Annotated in this window: 19 protein-coding genes; 9 read left to right on the top strand and 10 right to left on the bottom strand. The window is 36.9% G+C overall.

The genetic code is table 11. The features are described 5' to 3' along the window. Nucleotides 1-17 precede the first annotated feature (17 nt). Nucleotides 18-1,901, bottom strand: a complete 1,884-nt coding sequence (locus ACF3OC_RS15345) for a CocE/NonD family hydrolase (RefSeq protein WP_094256245.1) — start codon at nt 1,899-1,901, stop codon at nt 18-20. A gap of 83 nt (nt 1,902-1,984) precedes the next feature. On the opposite strand from ACF3OC_RS15345, the gene ACF3OC_RS15340 reads away from it, so the two are divergent. From ACF3OC_RS15340 to ACF3OC_RS15320, 5 genes are all read left to right on the top strand, one after another. Beyond that, complete coding sequence (locus ACF3OC_RS15340) at nt 1,985-2,479, top strand: DinB family protein (protein WP_094256244.1); 495 nt, start codon at nt 1,985-1,987, stop codon at nt 2,477-2,479. Between the two features lie 221 nt (nt 2,480-2,700). Next, nucleotides 2,701-3,207 (top strand): RNA polymerase sigma factor, encoded by a 507-nt coding sequence (locus tag ACF3OC_RS15335; protein WP_218823938.1) that lies wholly within the window; start codon nt 2,701-2,703, stop codon nt 3,205-3,207. Further along, nucleotides 3,185-3,844, top strand: a complete 660-nt coding sequence (locus tag ACF3OC_RS15330; protein WP_094256242.1) for a hypothetical protein — start codon at nt 3,185-3,187, stop codon at nt 3,842-3,844. The genes ACF3OC_RS15335 and ACF3OC_RS15330 overlap by 23 nt, the downstream gene beginning before the upstream one ends. Before the next feature lie 13 nt (nt 3,845-3,857). Next, nucleotides 3,858-4,328, top strand: a complete 471-nt coding sequence (locus tag ACF3OC_RS15325; RefSeq protein WP_392469724.1) for a DUF4252 domain-containing protein — start codon at nt 3,858-3,860, stop codon at nt 4,326-4,328. A 26-nt stretch (nt 4,329-4,354) separates the two neighbouring features. Continuing rightward, nucleotides 4,355-4,900 (top strand): DUF4252 domain-containing protein, encoded by a 546-nt coding sequence (locus ACF3OC_RS15320; protein WP_094256241.1) that lies wholly within the window; start codon nt 4,355-4,357, stop codon nt 4,898-4,900. 82 nt (nt 4,901-4,982) lie between these two features. On the opposite strand, the gene sucD is transcribed toward ACF3OC_RS15320, so the two are convergent. Beyond that, nucleotides 4,983-5,855 (bottom strand): succinate--CoA ligase subunit alpha, encoded by an 873-nt coding sequence (gene sucD, locus ACF3OC_RS15315; RefSeq protein ID WP_093098465.1) that lies wholly within the window; start codon nt 5,853-5,855, stop codon nt 4,983-4,985. Nucleotides 5,856-5,928: 73 nt separating this feature from the next. Further along, nucleotides 5,929-6,468, bottom strand: coding sequence for an RNA methyltransferase (locus ACF3OC_RS15310; protein ID WP_392469720.1), 540 nt, complete (start codon nt 6,466-6,468; stop codon nt 5,929-5,931). A gap of 118 nt (nt 6,469-6,586) precedes the next feature. Between ACF3OC_RS15310 and rpsT the strand changes: the two genes are divergently transcribed. Then, complete coding sequence (rpsT, locus tag ACF3OC_RS15305) at nt 6,587-6,841, top strand: 30S ribosomal protein S20 (protein ID WP_093098462.1); 255 nt, start codon at nt 6,587-6,589, stop codon at nt 6,839-6,841. A gap of 167 nt (nt 6,842-7,008) precedes the next feature. Here the strand turns inward: rpsT and ACF3OC_RS15300 are convergent, their stop codons facing one another. Together ACF3OC_RS15300 and ACF3OC_RS15295 are read right to left on the bottom strand one after the other, a co-directional pair. Further along, nucleotides 7,009-7,866, bottom strand: coding sequence for a DUF1080 domain-containing protein (locus ACF3OC_RS15300; RefSeq protein ID WP_094256239.1), 858 nt, complete (start codon nt 7,864-7,866; stop codon nt 7,009-7,011). A 10-nt stretch (nt 7,867-7,876) separates the two neighbouring features. After that, nucleotides 7,877-8,686: an AraC family transcriptional regulator gene (locus ACF3OC_RS15295; protein WP_094256238.1), complete on the bottom strand. Its 810-nt coding sequence runs from the start codon at nt 8,684-8,686 to the stop codon at nt 7,877-7,879. A gap of 354 nt (nt 8,687-9,040) precedes the next feature. Between ACF3OC_RS15295 and ACF3OC_RS15290 the strand changes: the two genes are divergently transcribed. After that, nucleotides 9,041-10,528: a succinate CoA transferase gene (locus tag ACF3OC_RS15290; protein ID WP_094256237.1), complete on the top strand. Its 1,488-nt coding sequence runs from the start codon at nt 9,041-9,043 to the stop codon at nt 10,526-10,528. A gap of 99 nt (nt 10,529-10,627) precedes the next feature. On the opposite strand, the gene ACF3OC_RS15285 is transcribed toward ACF3OC_RS15290, so the two are convergent. The 5 genes from ACF3OC_RS15285 to ACF3OC_RS15265 all read right to left on the bottom strand — a co-directional run bounded on the left by ACF3OC_RS15285 (nt 10,628) and on the right by ACF3OC_RS15265 (nt 14,593). Then, nucleotides 10,628-11,215 carry a hypothetical protein gene (locus ACF3OC_RS15285; RefSeq protein ID WP_094256236.1) on the bottom strand — a complete coding sequence of 196 codons (588 nt, stop codon included), beginning with the start codon at nt 11,213-11,215 and terminating at the stop codon, nt 10,628-10,630. A gap of 155 nt (nt 11,216-11,370) precedes the next feature. Beyond that, nucleotides 11,371-12,324: a glycerophosphodiester phosphodiesterase family protein gene (locus ACF3OC_RS15280; RefSeq protein WP_094256235.1), complete on the bottom strand. Its 954-nt coding sequence runs from the start codon at nt 12,322-12,324 to the stop codon at nt 11,371-11,373. Then, the gene (locus ACF3OC_RS15275; protein ID WP_220476827.1) at nt 12,314-12,844 is read right to left on the bottom strand and encodes a shikimate kinase; all 531 of its coding nucleotides are present in this window, start codon (nt 12,842-12,844) and stop codon (nt 12,314-12,316) included. Before ACF3OC_RS15275 ends, ACF3OC_RS15280 begins: the two co-directional genes overlap by 11 nt. Next, nucleotides 12,841-14,046 carry a BT_3928 family protein gene (locus ACF3OC_RS15270; protein ID WP_094256234.1) on the bottom strand — a complete coding sequence of 402 codons (1,206 nt, stop codon included), beginning with the start codon at nt 14,044-14,046 and terminating at the stop codon, nt 12,841-12,843. Before ACF3OC_RS15270 ends, ACF3OC_RS15275 begins: the two co-directional genes overlap by 4 nt. A 7-nt stretch (nt 14,047-14,053) precedes the next feature. Next, complete coding sequence (locus ACF3OC_RS15265) at nt 14,054-14,593, bottom strand: DUF1599 domain-containing protein (RefSeq protein ID WP_094256286.1); 540 nt, start codon at nt 14,591-14,593, stop codon at nt 14,054-14,056. A 407-nt stretch (nt 14,594-15,000) separates the two neighbouring features. Here ACF3OC_RS15265 and ACF3OC_RS15260 point away from each other — a divergent pair, with 407 nt between their 5' ends. Together ACF3OC_RS15260 and ACF3OC_RS15255 are read left to right on the top strand one after the other, a co-directional pair. Continuing rightward, the gene (locus tag ACF3OC_RS15260; RefSeq protein WP_094256285.1) at nt 15,001-15,786 is read left to right on the top strand and encodes a HipA family kinase; all 786 of its coding nucleotides are present in this window, start codon (nt 15,001-15,003) and stop codon (nt 15,784-15,786) included. Next, complete coding sequence (locus ACF3OC_RS15255) at nt 15,776-16,159, top strand: DUF3037 domain-containing protein (protein WP_094256233.1); 384 nt, start codon at nt 15,776-15,778, stop codon at nt 16,157-16,159. Before ACF3OC_RS15260 ends, ACF3OC_RS15255 begins: the two co-directional genes overlap by 11 nt. Nucleotides 16,160-16,185 lie beyond the last annotated feature (26 nt).

Here is a 16,185-nt window from a genome sequence, read left to right as displayed (position 1 = left end):
TAATCCGTCCCCATTTATTATTTCTTTAAGATAAAATCTCCAAGTGCTTGAAATACTATTTTACTTGGATGCTCCTTATCAAAATAGAGCTTATGTGTATTCTTGATATAATCTTCGGCTTTGGCTTTGTATATATCCATAAATTGATTAGGATTTCTATCGGCCAATGGGAACCAAGTATGTTGGATTTGAACCATTAATTTATGACCTTCCTTAAAGGTATGAGCTACATCAGGAAGAACTACTCTTACGGTGGTTATTTCATTCGGTTTAAAAGGTTCAGGCTTGCTGAAACTATTACGGAATTTTCCACGAAGAATTTCCCCTCTAACCAGCATTTGATAGTTTGGCATAACTACAGTTTCATTTTTTGCAGATGTTGCGGAAGATGAATCCGGATAGACATCGATAATTTTAACGATAAAGTCAGCATCTGTCCCTGTCATGGAAACATTTAAATCTGCTACAACAGGTCCAGCCAAGGTCAGGTCAGAAGCTAGAGGTTTAGTCTCGAAAACTAAAACATCAGGCCGATTGGCGACAAATCTTTGATCAGCAATCATATATTCACGAGTTCTATCGACGATTATTCCTTCTTGAAAAGGAACTGGTTTGTTAGGGTCGCTGATATACTCTACAGAAGCTCCTGTATTTTCATCGGGCTTAGTAGAGATCTCTCCATTTGCTGTTAAGAACAATTCACTTTTAAAAGCATCTTTAGGTGGCCATTGGTCAAAATTTTTCCATTCATTGGCACCCGAAAAGAAGATATTAGCTTCCGCTGGTTTAAAGGAACCTTCGTCTTTTAAGTAGTATTCAAAGAAAGGTAATTCGAAGTTATTCTGATAATCTAAACTGGTCTTTTTCCCAAAGCGAATATCTCCAAAAGAATCCCCTTCGGAGCGAACCCATCCACCATGGAACCAAGGTCCCATCACCAAAATCGAATTATTCTTTTTATTACGTTTTTCAATCTGCTTATAGGTTTCGAAAGCACCATACGTATCTTCAGCATCATACAGACCACCCACGACCATTACGGCAGGTTTTACCTCATTCAGATGGTTGGTAATGGTTCTAGCCACCCAGAAACTATCCAATGTGCTATGTTTAGCAAGATTGTCCCAAAATTTAACAGTATGATTGAGGTAATTCTGTTTTAACTCAGCAAGAGTAGGATTGTCCAAAAAGAATTTATATAAATCTTTAGAAGGTAACTTAAATCCTTGTGGTCCATGTTCATTGGTAATAGGTTTAGGTCTTGGCGCATCGAAGGTATACATAAATCGAAATGCATCTGTTAAGAACAAAGCACCGCCATGATGAAAATCATCGCCAATAAACCAATCAGTTACAGGTGCTTGTGGGGATACAGCTTTCAATGCGGGGTGACTTCCAACCAGACTTACTGTAGAATAAAATCCAGGATAAGAAATCCCATACATGCCGACTTTTCCATTATTCCCCTTCAGATTTTTTACTAACCAATCAATAGTGTCGTAAGTATCGGTACTTTCATCAATGGTTTGTTTGTTTTCTTTGGTCTTTGTGGGGCGGATATCTTCAAAAGTTCCTTCACTCATCCATTTTCCACGGACATCTTGATAGACAAAAATATAGCCCTTTTTCATCATTTCCGGGAAGTTTCCAAGACTAGATTTGTACTTTCCTTCACCATAGGGAGCAACAGTATAGGGCGTACGATTCAAAAGAATAGGGTATTTCTTAGATTTATCTTTTGGGGTATAAATAGAGGTGAAAAGCCGAGTACCATCTCGCATGGTAATATACTGTTCGATTTTATCATAATGCGATTTGACATATTCTGCATTCGCATCCTGACCTTTACTTTGAATTCCCAATAGGAGAAAAAGGAAACAAAGTATCAATAATTTTTTCATTTGGATAGGTTTTTTATTTGAGTTTAATAAGGTTAAAGTTATGCTTTTTTGATAACTTAGACTAACTTAAATACAATAAAAATATGAGCATTAAGGACGGGTTTTTAGTAGAAATGGAACGCGAAACCAATAGTACAAGGAGAATATTGGATCGATTAAAAGATGAAGATTTATCTTTTAGACCACATGAGAAATCCATGTCCCTTGGAGCATTGGCAGGTCATGTTGTGGAATTGCACAATTGGGTATCAGATGCCCTAACAAAGAATGATTTTAACTTAGCGACAGATTATAAACCATTCAGACCATCAACAGTTGCTGAACTCAAGGAAGCATTGGATTCGGGATATAAGAAAAACGAACAAACATTGGATGCTTTTCCTGAGGAGGAATGGTTCAACCAATGGACCATGCGTGTAGATTCTTATGTCATTGGTGAGATGCCTAAAATTGCGGCATTACGTTATGTGATCAATAATCATTTAATTCACCACCGTGGACAGTTAACCGTTTATTTAAGATTATTAGATATTCCGGTACCGGGTTTATACGGCCCATCCGCAGATGAGCAGAAATAAGGGGTATAAAAGATCCAAGGATTGCCAGAAGGAAAAAACTTCTGGCATTCTTTTTTAAATGAAATTGCTGCAATTAAATAAGTTTAGTTATACTATTTTTGATAAGTAATTGAATTTTATCGGCTCATAATTAAGGGTTTATAAAATATTTCAATTTTTTTTAAGATTTCATGTAATAGATGGATGGTATAATCTGTCTTGTTATTAAATAAGCGATAATAATGATGAACCAAGAAACCTTTAAGAATACGGTATTTGTCTTGAAAGACAAGCTTTACCGTTTTGCAAATAGGTTTTTAGAAGAATCGGATGACGCTTATGATTTGGTACAGGAGGTGATGCTCAAATTGTGGGAACAGCGGGGTCAATTGACACAATTAAACAGCATTGAAGCTTTTGCCATGCAAATGGTGAGGAACATGGCCTACAATAAGATTGATAAATTGGGAAGACAGGCCAAGTACTTACAGCAATTGCCAGGGGATATTCAACAGGAACAATATCCTTCCTTAACAAAGGAATTAATTCTGAAGATGATTGATCAACTTCCAGAAAAACAGAGATTGGTGATGTATCTCCGGGATATTGAGGAGTATGAAATAGTAGATATTGCTGAGGTTGCTGGATTAGAGGAAAATGCTGTTCGGGTCAATTTATCAAGAGCAAGAACGACAGTGCGGTTAAACTTAACAAAGGTTTTTGATTATGAAAAAAGAAGAATTGGATAAGCTTAAGGCCAAATACCTAGCAGGAAACACTTCACTTGAGGAAGAACGCAAGTTGAAGGAGTTAGGTTCGGATGAATTCTTCGGAATGCTGCAGCAACCTGAAGAAAAGATGGATTGGGATTTTGAAGATTTTATGCAGGAGCTGGAAGAAAAGCCATTGACTGAGAAGAAAGTTGTTCCAATAAACCGCCGGATAATTGCCTTGACTAGTATTGCTGCTTCCTTGCTGCTTGGAATTTTTATCATTCATCAGCTCATGGATAGTAAAAACCCAGAAGTTGAGCCTAGAATTGCATCGACAAGTGTCATTGATTCAGTAATGGACGTTGAGCGGCCTGCAAGTAGTCCTAATGAATCATCAAGTGCTAACTCTCACCAACATCTAGTTACTGAAGAAATTGTCTCTAATGGCTTTCAAATAGCTGCTGTCAAGAAATCAGTTAAGAAGCAAGAAAAACCGGCAGAAGTATCGAATGCTTTGGATGATGAATTTTACGTTGAAATCAATGGTGTTCGAATTTATGATGAAGAGAAGGCACTTGAAGTTACGGAGACCGCACTCCACCTGGCTACCACCAATCTAAAAAAGGGAATGGAAGGGGTAGAGCACATTAAGTATTTAAAAATTGAAATCTAATAAAATGAAAATTATGAAAACGTTCATGTTAATAATCAGCCTTTTTGTGGTAAGCATGGCACAAGCTCAGATCTCAAAATTGGATCAAATATTTGAGCAATATAAAGAACAAAAAGGGGTGACATCGATCAAGATTGGCAAGCCTATGTTCAAGATGTTGAACAAGATGAAAATCAATGATTCGGATGTAGAAACCATCAAGCCCTTATTAAGTAAGATCAACTCGATAAAGATGTTGGTATTTGAAAATGCAGGTTCTGCAATCCAGGAAGAGGTAAATTCAGCGATCGGAAAATTGAAATATGAAGAGCTTCTGGTTATTAATTCGGATGGGGACAAAATTCGCTTCTTAGCTGAAAACACAGGAGTAGATTTTCTGAGCAACCTTTTGCTAAGTATTAATTCGGATGGGGAAACTGTTTTCATGATCTTGGATGGATCATTAAAATATGATGATATCAATGCGCTTGTCAACAATAACTAATAATAAACCTTAAATACACTAAAATTATGAAACGCTATATTGGAATTATTTGTATTGCACTATTAATTTTCGGCATGCAGAGTTGCATGATCAAGAAAGGGGCAAACATGGAGTTTGCGAAAGGATTGGATATGCCTGGGGATGCAGAGATTGTCTCGATAAAAGTTCCAGGGATCTTGATGAAAGCCTTTATTCGCGGAGAGATCAGGGAATTGAAGGAGGATGATCCGGTATTGGCGATGGCATTAAAAAAGATTAAAAATATCAAATTGATGGCTGTTTCGGGTGGTTCCCAAAAGGTTGCTTTATATGACCACTTTAGCAAGTATTTGGAAAGAAATGATTTCGAGGAATTGATGAGTATCAATAGTGATGGGGCAAAAATCAGTATCAATACCAGAACCAAGAGAAATCGGATCAAGAATATCATGTTAGGTATTACTGATGAAGGGGATCATGTTTTTGTAGACTTGAAATCAGACCTTGACCTGGATGAATTGAATGAGTTGATTGAGCATTATGAAAATACACATCAGAGTAAAAAGGGTCAATCAGAAGAGAAATCGGAGTAATCCTAAAGTTTCGTTGTTTAGTTAATAAAAAAGCCTGTCTCGAAAGAGACAGGCTTTAATTTTTGATATTTTTAGGGAAGAATTATTTAGCTAATTCTTCAGCGATAGCTTTTCCGATTTCAGCTGGTGATTCCACAACGCGGATACCACATTCTTCCATGATTTTCATTTTAGCAGCAGCAGTATCATCAGCACCACCTACGATAGCACCTGCGTGACCCATACGACGTCCTGGAGGCGCTGTTTGACCAGCGATGAAACCAACTACTGGTTTTGTACCGTTTTCTTTGATCCAACGAGCAGCTTCAGCTTCCATTCCACCACCGATTTCACCAATCATGATGATACCTTTAGTTTCAGGGTCGTTCATCAATAATTCAACAGCTTCTTTAGTCGTAGTACCAATAATCGGGTCACCACCAATACCGATAGCAGTTGTAATTCCTAAGCCAGCTTTTACAGTTTGGTCAACAGCTTCGTAAGTTAAAGTACCTGATTTAGATACGACACCTACAGAGCCTTTTTTGAAGATAAATCCTGGCATAATACCAATTTTAGCTTCTTCAGCAGTAATGATACCTGGACAGTTAGGACCAATTAAACGAGAGTTCTTGTCGCTCAAGTAAGATTTTACTTGGATCATGTCTTTTGTAGGAATACCTTCGGTAATACAAACAATTAAAGCGATACCAGCAGCAGCAGCTTCCATGATAGCGTCAGCAGCAAATGCAGGTGGAACAAAAATAATTGAAACATTTGCACCTGTAGCATCAACAGCATCTTGAACTGTATTGAATACTGGGCGATCTAAGTGAGTTTGTCCACCTTTACCTGGAGTCACACCACCTACTACGTTTGTTCCGTACTCAATCATTTGAGACGCATGATAAGTACCTTCGTTTCCGGTAAAACCTTGAACGATTACTTTGGAATCTTTATTTACTAATACACTCATTTTGTCTTATTTTTTGCAACGCAAATCTACTATTTTGATATGACTTCTAAAAATCAGAGAGGTAGGTATTTTGTTATTTTTTAAGAAACTTCGTTTTATTGATTAAATCCCATAGGACTATACCTATGGTAACAGAAACATTAAAGGAATGTTTTGTTCCAAATTGAGGAATTTCGAGAGTGCCATCCGCCAGTGCAATAATTTCTTCTTCCACCCCATGGACTTCATTTCCAAAAACCACGGCATATTTTTTATCAGGCAGGGGTTCAAAGGTTTCTAGGGAGATACTGGTGTTGGTTTGTTCGATGGCATAGATTTCAAAACCTTCCTCTTTAAGGTTTTTTATGGCATCGATACTGCTTTTTTCGTAGGTCCATGTTACAGACTGTGTTGCTCCGAGGGCAGTTTTTTCGATTTCACGATGCGGAGGGGTTGCGGTTATACCACATAAAACGATGCGGTCGATTGCAAAAGCATCGGCCGTACGAAAGGCCGAACCAACATTATGCATGCTGCGAACATTGTCTAAAACAATAACTACAGGGGTTTTTTCCTGAGATTTAAAGGTGTCAACATCGACTCTGTTGAGCTGATCCATAGATAATTTCTGCATTTTGCAAAGATAAGGAATTCGAAAAATTAAAAATGATTTTGAATATTAGTTTTTCTGTGCTATTTTTGCAGTCCGAAATAAAGTATAAAAGATTTAAAATATTATATAGCTAAGAGAAATGGCAAATCATAAATCGTCGATCAAAAGAATTAGAGCTAACGCTGCGAAGCGTTTAAGAAACCGTTACCAAGCGAAAACTACACGTAACGCAATCAAGAAATTACGTAACACTACTTCAGCAGAAGAAGCTAAAGAATTATTGCCACGCGTGGTATCTATGCTTGATCGTCTTGCTAAGAAGAATGTTATCCACAAGAAAAAAGCTTCTAACAACAAGTCTAAATTGACTAAATTCGTTAATAAACTAGCGTAAGTTTAGCTTTTTTATAAAATATTGTAGGGATGTTTTACAACATCCCTTTTCTTGTTTGTGGATTATTAGGATTCCATTCCCAAAAGTAAAAGCTTGGAGGGCAAGGGAAAAAATAAAAGGTTGGATAGTTTTCCTATCCAACCTTTCTTATTCAGTTTTATGAAGATTTATTTTTCCAAGATAGCCTTAACTACCTGATCTAATTTTTGTTTATCAGCTTTGTAAGCATCCAGGTCGTAAAGCTCTACTTTACGGAAATCAATAGGATGGGATTCACTTTGTAAGTAGATAAATCCATTATCCAAAAGTTTTCCTTGTTGATTTACCTTTGGGTCTACTGGGGAAGCACTGCCACCTCCAATTTGTGGTTTATTGTATTCCAATACCACTTTGCCGTCTAAAACGTGTTGAATAATGGAGTCTCCAAGAACTACGAATTCTGCGGTTACCCATTGGTCACCATGGTAAGTTTTAGAGGTAGAGCTCAGACAGTGCGGAGTAAACAATTTATCATTGATTACAACATTGGTTCCTGGCGTACAAAGATTGGAAGTTGTTCTTTCATCTTTTCCATTGCCACCTAACAATTGACCTTCAATTGAAATTGGGAAATCCTGGTCTTTCAACATTGTTTTAGGGTCTTGACCATGGAGCATTGCTCCACTATTGGCCCATGCCCAGCCTTCACCACCTTTGGTTTGTTCGCCTACAAACCGGTATTCTAGTTTTAATACATAATAACCAAATGGTTTATTATATGCGAGATGTCCATACTGTTGATTGAAATCGTCATACCCATCATAACGAACTTTCAAAAGCCCATCTTCTACTCTAAAAGTATTAGCATAGTTGTCGCCTACATCATGTAATCTAATTTTTGGAGTCCAATTTTTGATATCCTTGCCATTAAATAATTGAATAGGTTTAGGGGTTTTTACGGTTGTTTTGTGGTTGACTTGTGAGGTTGCTGAACAGGAAACTAATGTACCTACTAGCAAACCGGCGATAATGGTTTTAAGATTCATTTATTATGGGTTATAAAAGTAAATTTCTATTTTTTACATATTCACTAGGTCTTACACCGATTACCTTATTAAAGGTATTACTAAAGGTAGGTAAGCTATTATATCCCACTCGTAAAGCAACTTCGTTGACACTTAATTTGTCATCCAAAAGAAGTTTTAGGGAAGTTAGCATTCTTAAGATCGTGAAATATTGAATATAGGACATCGCAAGTTCTTTTTGGAATAAGCGAGCTAATGTTCTTTCGGAGATGTCAAAATGTTCAGCTAAGCTTTTGAAGCTAATATTTTCGGCTATATTTTGTTCGAGGTAACTAATGATCTGCTTAAGTTTATCATTTTTTGGATATGGCAAAGCCAAAGGTAATTCCGTTTGTGATAATTCAGGGAGGATTAATTTAAATGCTTTTGCAATGGAATACCGTGGCTCTTCTTCCGGAAATATATTGCCATTCCAGCGATTAGTAAACATGATGAGTTCGATTAGTAAATCGTTTACCGGGTAAATATTTACCTTATCGAAAAATTCAGTATCAGTTTCATATTTCGGGAAGTAAAGATTTCTCATGACAACTTCTGAACTACTCGGGTGAATGCTATGTTTTACATTTGCCGGAATCCAGATATAATGTCTAGCAGGTAGGAAATATGATTTTTCCGCAGTTTTTAAAAATACGACTCCACCTTCAGTATAAAGGAATTGACCTTTTTTGTGTGAGTGCTCAGTAACCGAATCTCCCATTACTGCATGATGACAATAGATACTATTATCGTAAGTATCTACTTCGGTCATATAATATTTATCAATATATTCCTTTTGCATTAAAAACTAGGGATTAATGAGCTATAAATTTCTTGTTTTTATTTGAGAAAACCAAAATCAGGGCATATTAGGGGCAATTGTTTTGGCAGTAAGAAGGAAGGGGAAAACAAAATTTCAAAAAATATGAGGACATCTTTTGAATATTAGGGGTTTTCCCATAAATTAACAGTATCTAAAACATCCTATGGCTATTTTATTTTCCAGTTGAAATTTTAGCGCTTGTGAAAGGGTATGTAAGTAACTGCTTACTTTTAATTTTTATTAAAAAAGTAAGTGGCTATAATGGATAATTTTATAAATAAAATATTGATTAATATTGCCTCACTCTTTTGAGGAGTACATAAATGAATTGATATGTTGGATAGAATACGTCTAGAAAGACTTAAAGAAAAAGTGACTACCGCCGAGGAAGCCGTTAAATTAATTGAAGACGGTATGGTTGTCGGCTCCAGTGGATTTACGAAAGCTGGAGATAGTAAGGTAATCTTACCAGCTTTAGCAGAGCGTGCGAAGAAAGAAAACATAAAAATCACCTTAATGACAGGAGCCTCCTTAGGTCATGGTACCGATGGGAAATTAGCTGAGGCAGGAGCTTTGAAGAAGCGTATGCCATTTCAGGTAGATCCAGTCTTAAGAAGCAAGATCAATAGTGGCGAAGTACTTTTTATAGACCAACATCTAAGTGAAAGTGCCGAGCTTCTACATAATAAGAATTTACCAGATGTAGATATCGCTATCTTGGAAGTGGCCTATATCGATAGAGATGGCAGTATTGTACCAACCACATCGGTTGGTAATTCAGTAACCTTTGCCTCCTTAGCCAAAAAAGTCATTTTGGAGGTAAATACATCCATTCATGAGAATGTTTATGGGATCCATGATATCTATCAAGCGGAGGATTATCCCCATAGGAATGTTATTCCGATTGTTGCGCCCTGGAATAAAATAGGTCGGAAATCGATTCCGTTGAATCCGGATAAGGTTGCAGCCATTGTCTTTACGAGTGAGTTGGACTCTCCGGCGGATATTGCTCCACCAGATGAAAAAACAACCAATATAGCGAAGCATATATTAGAATTTTTTGAAGAAGAGGTGAATTTAGGCCACCTGACTGATCGTTTATTACCGATTCAGGCGGGGATTGGAAAAGTAGCCAATGCGGTATTGACTGGGTTTTTACATAGTAATTTCTATGATTTAACCATGTTTTCCGAGGTACTGCAAGATTCAGCATTTGATTTAATGGATGCAGGAAAATTAAGCTTTGCTTCGGCATCATCGGTTACAGTTTCCAAAGAATGTTATAGCCGTGTGTTTGATAACCTTCAAAAATATCGGGATAAATTTGTCCTTCGCCCACAAAATATTTCCAATACCCCGGGATTAATTCGTCGATTAGGAATCATTGCGATCAATACAGCAATTGAGTTTGATATTTATGGCAATGTGAATTCTACGCATCTAGGGGGTACAAAGATTATGAATGGAATAGGAGGTTCAGGCGATTTTGCAAGGAATGCTTACCTAAGTATTTTTGTTACCCAAGCGGCTTCTAAAGACAATAAGATATCCCATATTTTACCAATGGTATCCCATACAGATCATACGGAGCATGATGTGGATATCTTAGTAACAGATATAGGATTAGCGGACTTGCGAGGATTAGCACCTAGAGAGCGTGCTCAAAAAATAATTGATAACTGTGTTCATCCAGATTATAAAGAAGAATTACAATCCTATTTTGATCGCGCTTGTGAACGAGGAGGGCATACCCCACATTTATTGGAAGAAGCCTTTAGCTGGCATATCCGATTCAATGAGACTGGCAGCATGAAAAAATAATTTTAAACTCAGGTTTTATTTATTGCAAAAAGCTTAGGAAGATTTTCCTAAGCTTTTTTTATCCATTAAAAATGGACTAATGGAAACTAAATTCGAGAATTATCTATTTCTTCCAGGTAAGTAAATTTGGAAACCAACTGACAAACCTAGACCATTCTGAGTTCCAGAAGCATTAATATTGGCTTTGGAATAATTATATCCTGCCATTACTTCCAATGCTACAGTTTGGGTAATAAAGTGCGCGTATCCTACGTTTGCACCTAAGTTTAATGAAACATTATCACCTGCGGAGCTACCTCCGATACCTACATCCCCTTGACCAAAGAAACGTCCTGTTGCACTTGCGCCACCCGGGAAGTAATACCTTACGAAAGGAGAAATTCCATATCCCCAAACATTTGGATTGTCATCTTTTCCAGAGGTAAATCCCAGATTAGCTTGAGCACCAACCGCTATTCCGTCCGAAATAAAGTAACCTGCTCTAGGGTTTAACTGAATGTTGAATGACTCTCCTTCAAAGCTATAACCTAAGCTACCTACAGAACCACCAATCATCCAGTTTCCTTGTTTAATTGGAGCCATACCAACATCAGCTGATGATTGTGGTACGGTTTTCACTTCTACCTGTGCTGAGCTATAAGTTAAGCAGCCAACTGATAAGGCTAATGTTAGTAGTAAATTTTTCATAATAATTTTATTTTCTTTTTAATTATTCAACAATATGCGATTAATAATGTTTTCGTTCAGATAAAAAAATATCTGTTGTGGATGATTACTGACATAAAAAGCGCCCTGAAAATCGAATCCTTCAGGGCGCAAATAAATATTATATTACCAAATTATCAATTGATAAAAGGGGATTCTATATTTCTCTTTTTTATGTAGAAATCCAAGGCTTTCCATGCTTCAAAAGGTCTGTCTGTAGAAAGTACATCAGCCCCTCTAACAATAAAATCAGCATACATTTGATAACCCGATTTTTCTGCAGATCGGTCTAAGTTTCCGATAGTTCCTAAAATGGATTTAATGCCGTGTTGTCTAAGCAAGCTATACAAGGTTGAGTCAGGTTCGGAAGTGCCGACAAAAGCGATTAAGCGGGTATCTGGGATGCTAAGTTCACTTAGGCGAGTTAGGTCATCTCTGTTTTTGATCGTAGCAGAAATCATTATATCCGGAGCTAGACGGTTGACTACTTCTGCTTGATTGGCCGAATAAGTAATAATAATACTGTTGGCTTCCGATTTAGTTTTGCGAATCAATTCAATAACCTTTTCATAAGGAACTGATTTTTTAACATCCAAAGTGTAGATAACACGACCTATTCCCCAATTTAGGGCATCTTCCAAAGTTGGGATGCGGAAATTTGTCAGATTTCCATTGTTATCCTTTAACTGTAGTTGGCTCAGTTCTTCATATGTTTTCTTCGACAATTTACCTTTTCCATTCGTGGTACGGTCTAGAGTTTCATCATGCATCAATACCAATACTGAATCTTTGGACATACTGATATCACATTCGATGATGGCCGGCATTTTATTGGCGACTTCAGCAAAAGTTGGGATAGCATTTTCTGGAAAACCATCAGAAGGTCCACCGCGATGTGCACTAACCAAAGGGTAGGAGTTTTCATTGTAGGTCAGGAAATGATAGAGATCATCGACTGTTCTCAGATTAAATACTTGGTCAACATGCGGCATGTTGTTCACATTTGCAGAACTGTTTGTCCTGAAACAAGATGTTGACAGCAAGGCAATAAAAATACTAAATGAGATGAATGAGAAAATCCTATTGCTCATATAATTCAATATTTGCTTTTACAAGTGAAACTAACTCTTCTAAGTTTGTATTTAACTGGTCAACTAATATATGGGCACGATCATAGAATGGTGCTCTTTCTTCCAATTTACTTTCAATGAATTGAAGTAAATGATCTCCAGTCATTCCCTTTAATGCAGGTCTTTTATTGATGTCAGACTGGTTAAGTCTATTCCATAGCGACTTTGGGCTATGTTTAAGATAGAGAACAATTCCATTATCCAGCAGCCAATCCATATTTTGGAAATAGCATGGAGTACCTCCGCCGGTAGAAATAATTCCGGATTTATTTTGTTGGGCGATCAAGACTTCTCTTTCCAATTCACGGAATTTTTCTTCACCATATTTTGAAAAGTATTCGGGAATGCTCATTCCGATTTGTTCGACGATTTCATGATCTAAATCCACAAATGGAACCTGCAAAGCATTAGCCAATTTTTTTCCCCAAGTGGTCTTACCACTTCCCATGAATCCAATCAGGAAAACTGGTTTTTGAATCATTCTACTTTATCTAGATATTTAGTTATTAACTCATGTTTGCTTGAAAAATTGTATTGGGACCATTTTTTTACCACTACACCATTCAACATCAACATTACCCCAGGGTTAGCACGGACCATACTTTTCAATGGAACAGCATCCACGTAGAATGTTTCCAATACTAAGTCCATTTGGTCATTGATATAATTAACTTCATCAGAAGAAGATGCAGTTGCTAGGATAGCTCTGATATTATAGTCGACGGATAGGTCTCTAATAGTGGAGTTAATTCGATCCAAGGCAGCAATGTCAAAAGGAGTCATCTTCTTTAAATCTGTGCTCACTACGATAAAATTATAATAAGGGTTATTGATAATTTCTTCAGTTCTATCCGTACCATCCATATCGCTGATGATCAAATCAGGGATTTTTACTTCATAACCTTTTTTGACCAATCTACTTTGAGGGTCACCAACGACCTCCCAGTTTTCATCTTCCCAAATTTTCTGCCCCATGTATTCCTTGTCTGTTACCTTTTTGGTTTCGTTGCTGGTTTTATTCTTTAATTCATAAATATGTTCAAAGACATCAGGTTCGGCACCTTCAGGTACTTTCATAAGTTCAGGAACGTTATTTCCTTCTTTATAAGGCAAGAAGTCAATAAAAGGCAGAAAGTAATAGGTATAGATTCCTATTCCAAAAGAGGCTAGGATAATTAATGCAGTAAGCAGGTTTCTAGTGAATAAACTTCGGATGAATGGTCGGATTTTGTTCCTTTTTATGAAGATATATACGATCAGTAATAATAGGACCAAATCTTTAAAAAAGGATTGCCAAGGGGTTAATGGAATGGCATCACCAAAACATCCACAAGATTTAACGACTTCGAAAAAAGCGGAATAGAAGGTTAAGAAGGTAAAGAAAATAATGAGCAACAAAAGTCCCCAAGCGACTTTCTTACCAGCAACACCGAGTATCAATAATCCGCCAAGGATAATTTCCAAGGCGCATAAAAATATGGCTATCCATGTAGCATAATCATTTAGAAAGCCCAGGTTCAACACATGGAAATATTCCTGCAGTTTATAACCAAAGCCCATAGGGTCATTGGCCTTTATTAATCCTGAGAAAATAAATAATAGACCGACCAGAATTCTAGCGATCCATAATAAAACATTAGATTCAGGTTGTTTTGATTGGGAATAGCTTTGTGTATAAGTCATATAGTTTTTATTTTGCCAGACCAAGTTTAATCAGGGCGAACACGGAATAGTTTAGCATATCTTGATAGTTCGCTTGTAATCCTTCAGAAACTAGGGTTTGACCGTCATTATCTTCGATTTGTTTTACACGATGCAATTTCATTAAAATTAAGTCAGTCATAGAAGAAACTCTCATATCTCTCCAAGCTTCGCCGTAGTCATGATTTTTGGCAAACATGAGGTCCCGGGTTTCATTTACTTTTTCAGTATATTTTTGTTCTACGATGTTAGGGTCCAAGTTTTCATTTAGCGTATTTCCAAATTCTAATTGCATTAGCGCAATTACACAGTAATTAATAATACCAATAAATTCCTCGGCTACACCTTCACCGACCTTAGATTCTTTCTTTTCCTCCAGCGAACGGATACGAGCAGCTTTGATATAGATTTGATCGGTCAAAGAACTTAATCGTAAAATTCGCCAAGCGGTACCATAGTCTTTGGTTTTTTTAATAAATAATTCCTGGCAGATGCTGATTATACGATTGTATTCTGTATTTGTATCCATAAATAAATTGTTCATTATAGTATGAGTCTCACAAATATAGCTAGAATATCATTAACCTTAGAGTCACATTGATGTCCAATTTCGTCGATAAACAATAATTATTAGTGTATTCAGTTAACTTTGATGTCAAGATAATTCAGGGTTTAGGAGTCTAAGATGCCTCTTCGGGATTCGTTCAATTTTTTAGAATTGCGATGAACTGTTGGTAAATGCTAATGTATTAGATGTTTTAAGTGGAATTATTGCATGAAAAAAAATGGAATTGTTAACTTTAAAATTGCATGAATGCGGTTTCCTTTTATGGGGAATTTCAAGTAGTTGGATAATTATTGCGCTATCTGAAATTAGTTTTTAAAGATAAAGGGAACTGAATTTAGGGTTTATTGAAATATTAAATAGAATGAATGATGGAATTAAAACGTCCGGAAATTAGAGAGGTAAATATTATCCGATATATACAGCCATTTCGCGAGGGAGGTTCACTACCTGGATTGGTAGATGCGGATGATGGTTTTAGTTATGTCATTAAATTTCGTGGTGCTGGACAAGGGAAGAAGGCCTTGGTTGCAGAGTTTATAGGAGGGGAGTTGGCGAGATTTTTAGGATTGCGTGTTCCGGAAATGGTTTATGCGAATTTAGATGAAGGATTTGGCAGGACTGAGCCCGATGAGGAAATTCAGGATTTATTGAAATTTTCTGTGGGAAAGAATCTTGGAGTGAGTTATTTGAATGGAGCCATCACATTTGATGCGAATGTGGATGAGATTTCTTCGGAGGAGGCTTCGAAAATTGTTTGGTTGGATGCTTTATTAATGAATGTAGATCGTACTGTGAAGAACACCAATATGTTGATCTGGCATAAGGAATTATGGTTGATCGATCATGGTGCCGCGCTTTACTTTCATCATAATTGGGATAACTGGGAAGATACCGTTGGAAAGCCATTTGTGCAGATCAAAGATCATGTTTTGCTTTCAAAAGCAAAACATGTTGTTGAAGTGGATCAGGAATATAAAGGTCTGTTCAGTAAGGAAAATATCAGAAAAATATTGGAGGTAATTCCCGATGAATGGTTAATTGATGAGGTTCGTAATCTTAGTGCAGATCAAGTTAGGGAGGTATATGTGGAGTTTATTGCAAGAAGAGCGGCCCATTCAGAAATTTTTGTAAATCAGATTCAACATGCAGGATAGGACTTTATATGAATATGCCGTAGTTCGGTTGGTACCTCGAGTTGAGCGTGAAGAATTTGTCAATGTCGGAGTTCTATTATATTGTCGAAAGCAGCGATATGCAGATATACTATTTGAATTGGATGAAGAACGATGTTGTCTGTTGTCGAAGGATATTGATTTCGATCAGATTCGTGCTCATTTAGAATCGATGAAGCAAGTATGTTTGGGGAGTAAAGCAGGAGGAGCCTTGGCTCAATTGGATCAAACCGAACGATTCAGATGGTTGACCGCAAAGCGGAGTACGATGATTCAATGTTCAGCAGTACACCCTGGATTGTGTATTGATGCAGCAGAAACGCATCAGGAATTATTTAAAAAATTAGTACAGTAAAATAAAAAACTCAACCTAACCATGAT

This window comes from Sphingobacterium cellulitidis (assembly GCF_043187465.1).
GTDB classification, from domain to species: Bacteria; Bacteroidota; Bacteroidia; order Sphingobacteriales; family Sphingobacteriaceae; genus Sphingobacterium; species Sphingobacterium cellulitidis.
This window is presented reverse-complemented; position numbering and strand designations above follow the sequence as displayed.

What these genes read in the sequence shown, in the direction of transcription:
- ACF3OC_RS15345 (WP_094256245.1), bottom strand. Translation starts at nt 1,901, where the DNA reads ATGAAAAAATTATTGATACTTTGTTTCCTTTTTCTCCTATTGGGAATT.
- ACF3OC_RS15340 (WP_094256244.1), top strand. Translation starts at nt 1,985, where the DNA reads ATGAGCATTAAGGACGGGTTTTTAGTAGAAATGGAACGCGAAACCAAT.
- ACF3OC_RS15335 (WP_218823938.1), top strand. Translation starts at nt 2,701, where the DNA reads ATGATGAACCAAGAAACCTTTAAGAATACGGTATTTGTCTTGAAAGAC.
- ACF3OC_RS15330 (WP_094256242.1), top strand. Translation starts at nt 3,185, where the DNA reads ATGAAAAAAGAAGAATTGGATAAGCTTAAGGCCAAATACCTAGCAGGA.
- ACF3OC_RS15325 (WP_392469724.1), top strand. Translation starts at nt 3,858, where the DNA reads ATGAAAACGTTCATGTTAATAATCAGCCTTTTTGTGGTAAGCATGGCA.
- ACF3OC_RS15320 (WP_094256241.1), top strand. Translation starts at nt 4,355, where the DNA reads ATGAAACGCTATATTGGAATTATTTGTATTGCACTATTAATTTTCGGC.
- sucD (WP_093098465.1), bottom strand. Translation starts at nt 5,855, where the DNA reads ATGAGTGTATTAGTAAATAAAGATTCCAAAGTAATCGTTCAAGGTTTT.
- ACF3OC_RS15310 (WP_392469720.1), bottom strand. Translation starts at nt 6,468, where the DNA reads ATGCAGAAATTATCTATGGATCAGCTCAACAGAGTCGATGTTGACACC.
- rpsT (WP_093098462.1), top strand. Translation starts at nt 6,587, where the DNA reads ATGGCAAATCATAAATCGTCGATCAAAAGAATTAGAGCTAACGCTGCG.
- ACF3OC_RS15300 (WP_094256239.1), bottom strand. Translation starts at nt 7,866, where the DNA reads ATGAATCTTAAAACCATTATCGCCGGTTTGCTAGTAGGTACATTAGTT.
- ACF3OC_RS15295 (WP_094256238.1), bottom strand. Translation starts at nt 8,686, where the DNA reads ATGCAAAAGGAATATATTGATAAATATTATATGACCGAAGTAGATACT.
- ACF3OC_RS15290 (WP_094256237.1), top strand. Translation starts at nt 9,041, where the DNA reads ATGTTGGATAGAATACGTCTAGAAAGACTTAAAGAAAAAGTGACTACC.
- ACF3OC_RS15285 (WP_094256236.1), bottom strand. Translation starts at nt 11,215, where the DNA reads ATGAAAAATTTACTACTAACATTAGCCTTATCAGTTGGCTGCTTAACT.
- ACF3OC_RS15280 (WP_094256235.1), bottom strand. Translation starts at nt 12,324, where the DNA reads ATGAGCAATAGGATTTTCTCATTCATCTCATTTAGTATTTTTATTGCC.
- ACF3OC_RS15275 (WP_220476827.1), bottom strand. Translation starts at nt 12,844, where the DNA reads ATGATTCAAAAACCAGTTTTCCTGATTGGATTCATGGGAAGTGGTAAG.
- ACF3OC_RS15270 (WP_094256234.1), bottom strand. Translation starts at nt 14,046, where the DNA reads ATGACTTATACACAAAGCTATTCCCAATCAAAACAACCTGAATCTAAT.
- ACF3OC_RS15265 (WP_094256286.1), bottom strand. Translation starts at nt 14,593, where the DNA reads ATGGATACAAATACAGAATACAATCGTATAATCAGCATCTGCCAGGAA.
- ACF3OC_RS15260 (WP_094256285.1), top strand. Translation starts at nt 15,001, where the DNA reads ATGGAATTAAAACGTCCGGAAATTAGAGAGGTAAATATTATCCGATAT.
- ACF3OC_RS15255 (WP_094256233.1), top strand. Translation starts at nt 15,776, where the DNA reads ATGCAGGATAGGACTTTATATGAATATGCCGTAGTTCGGTTGGTACCT.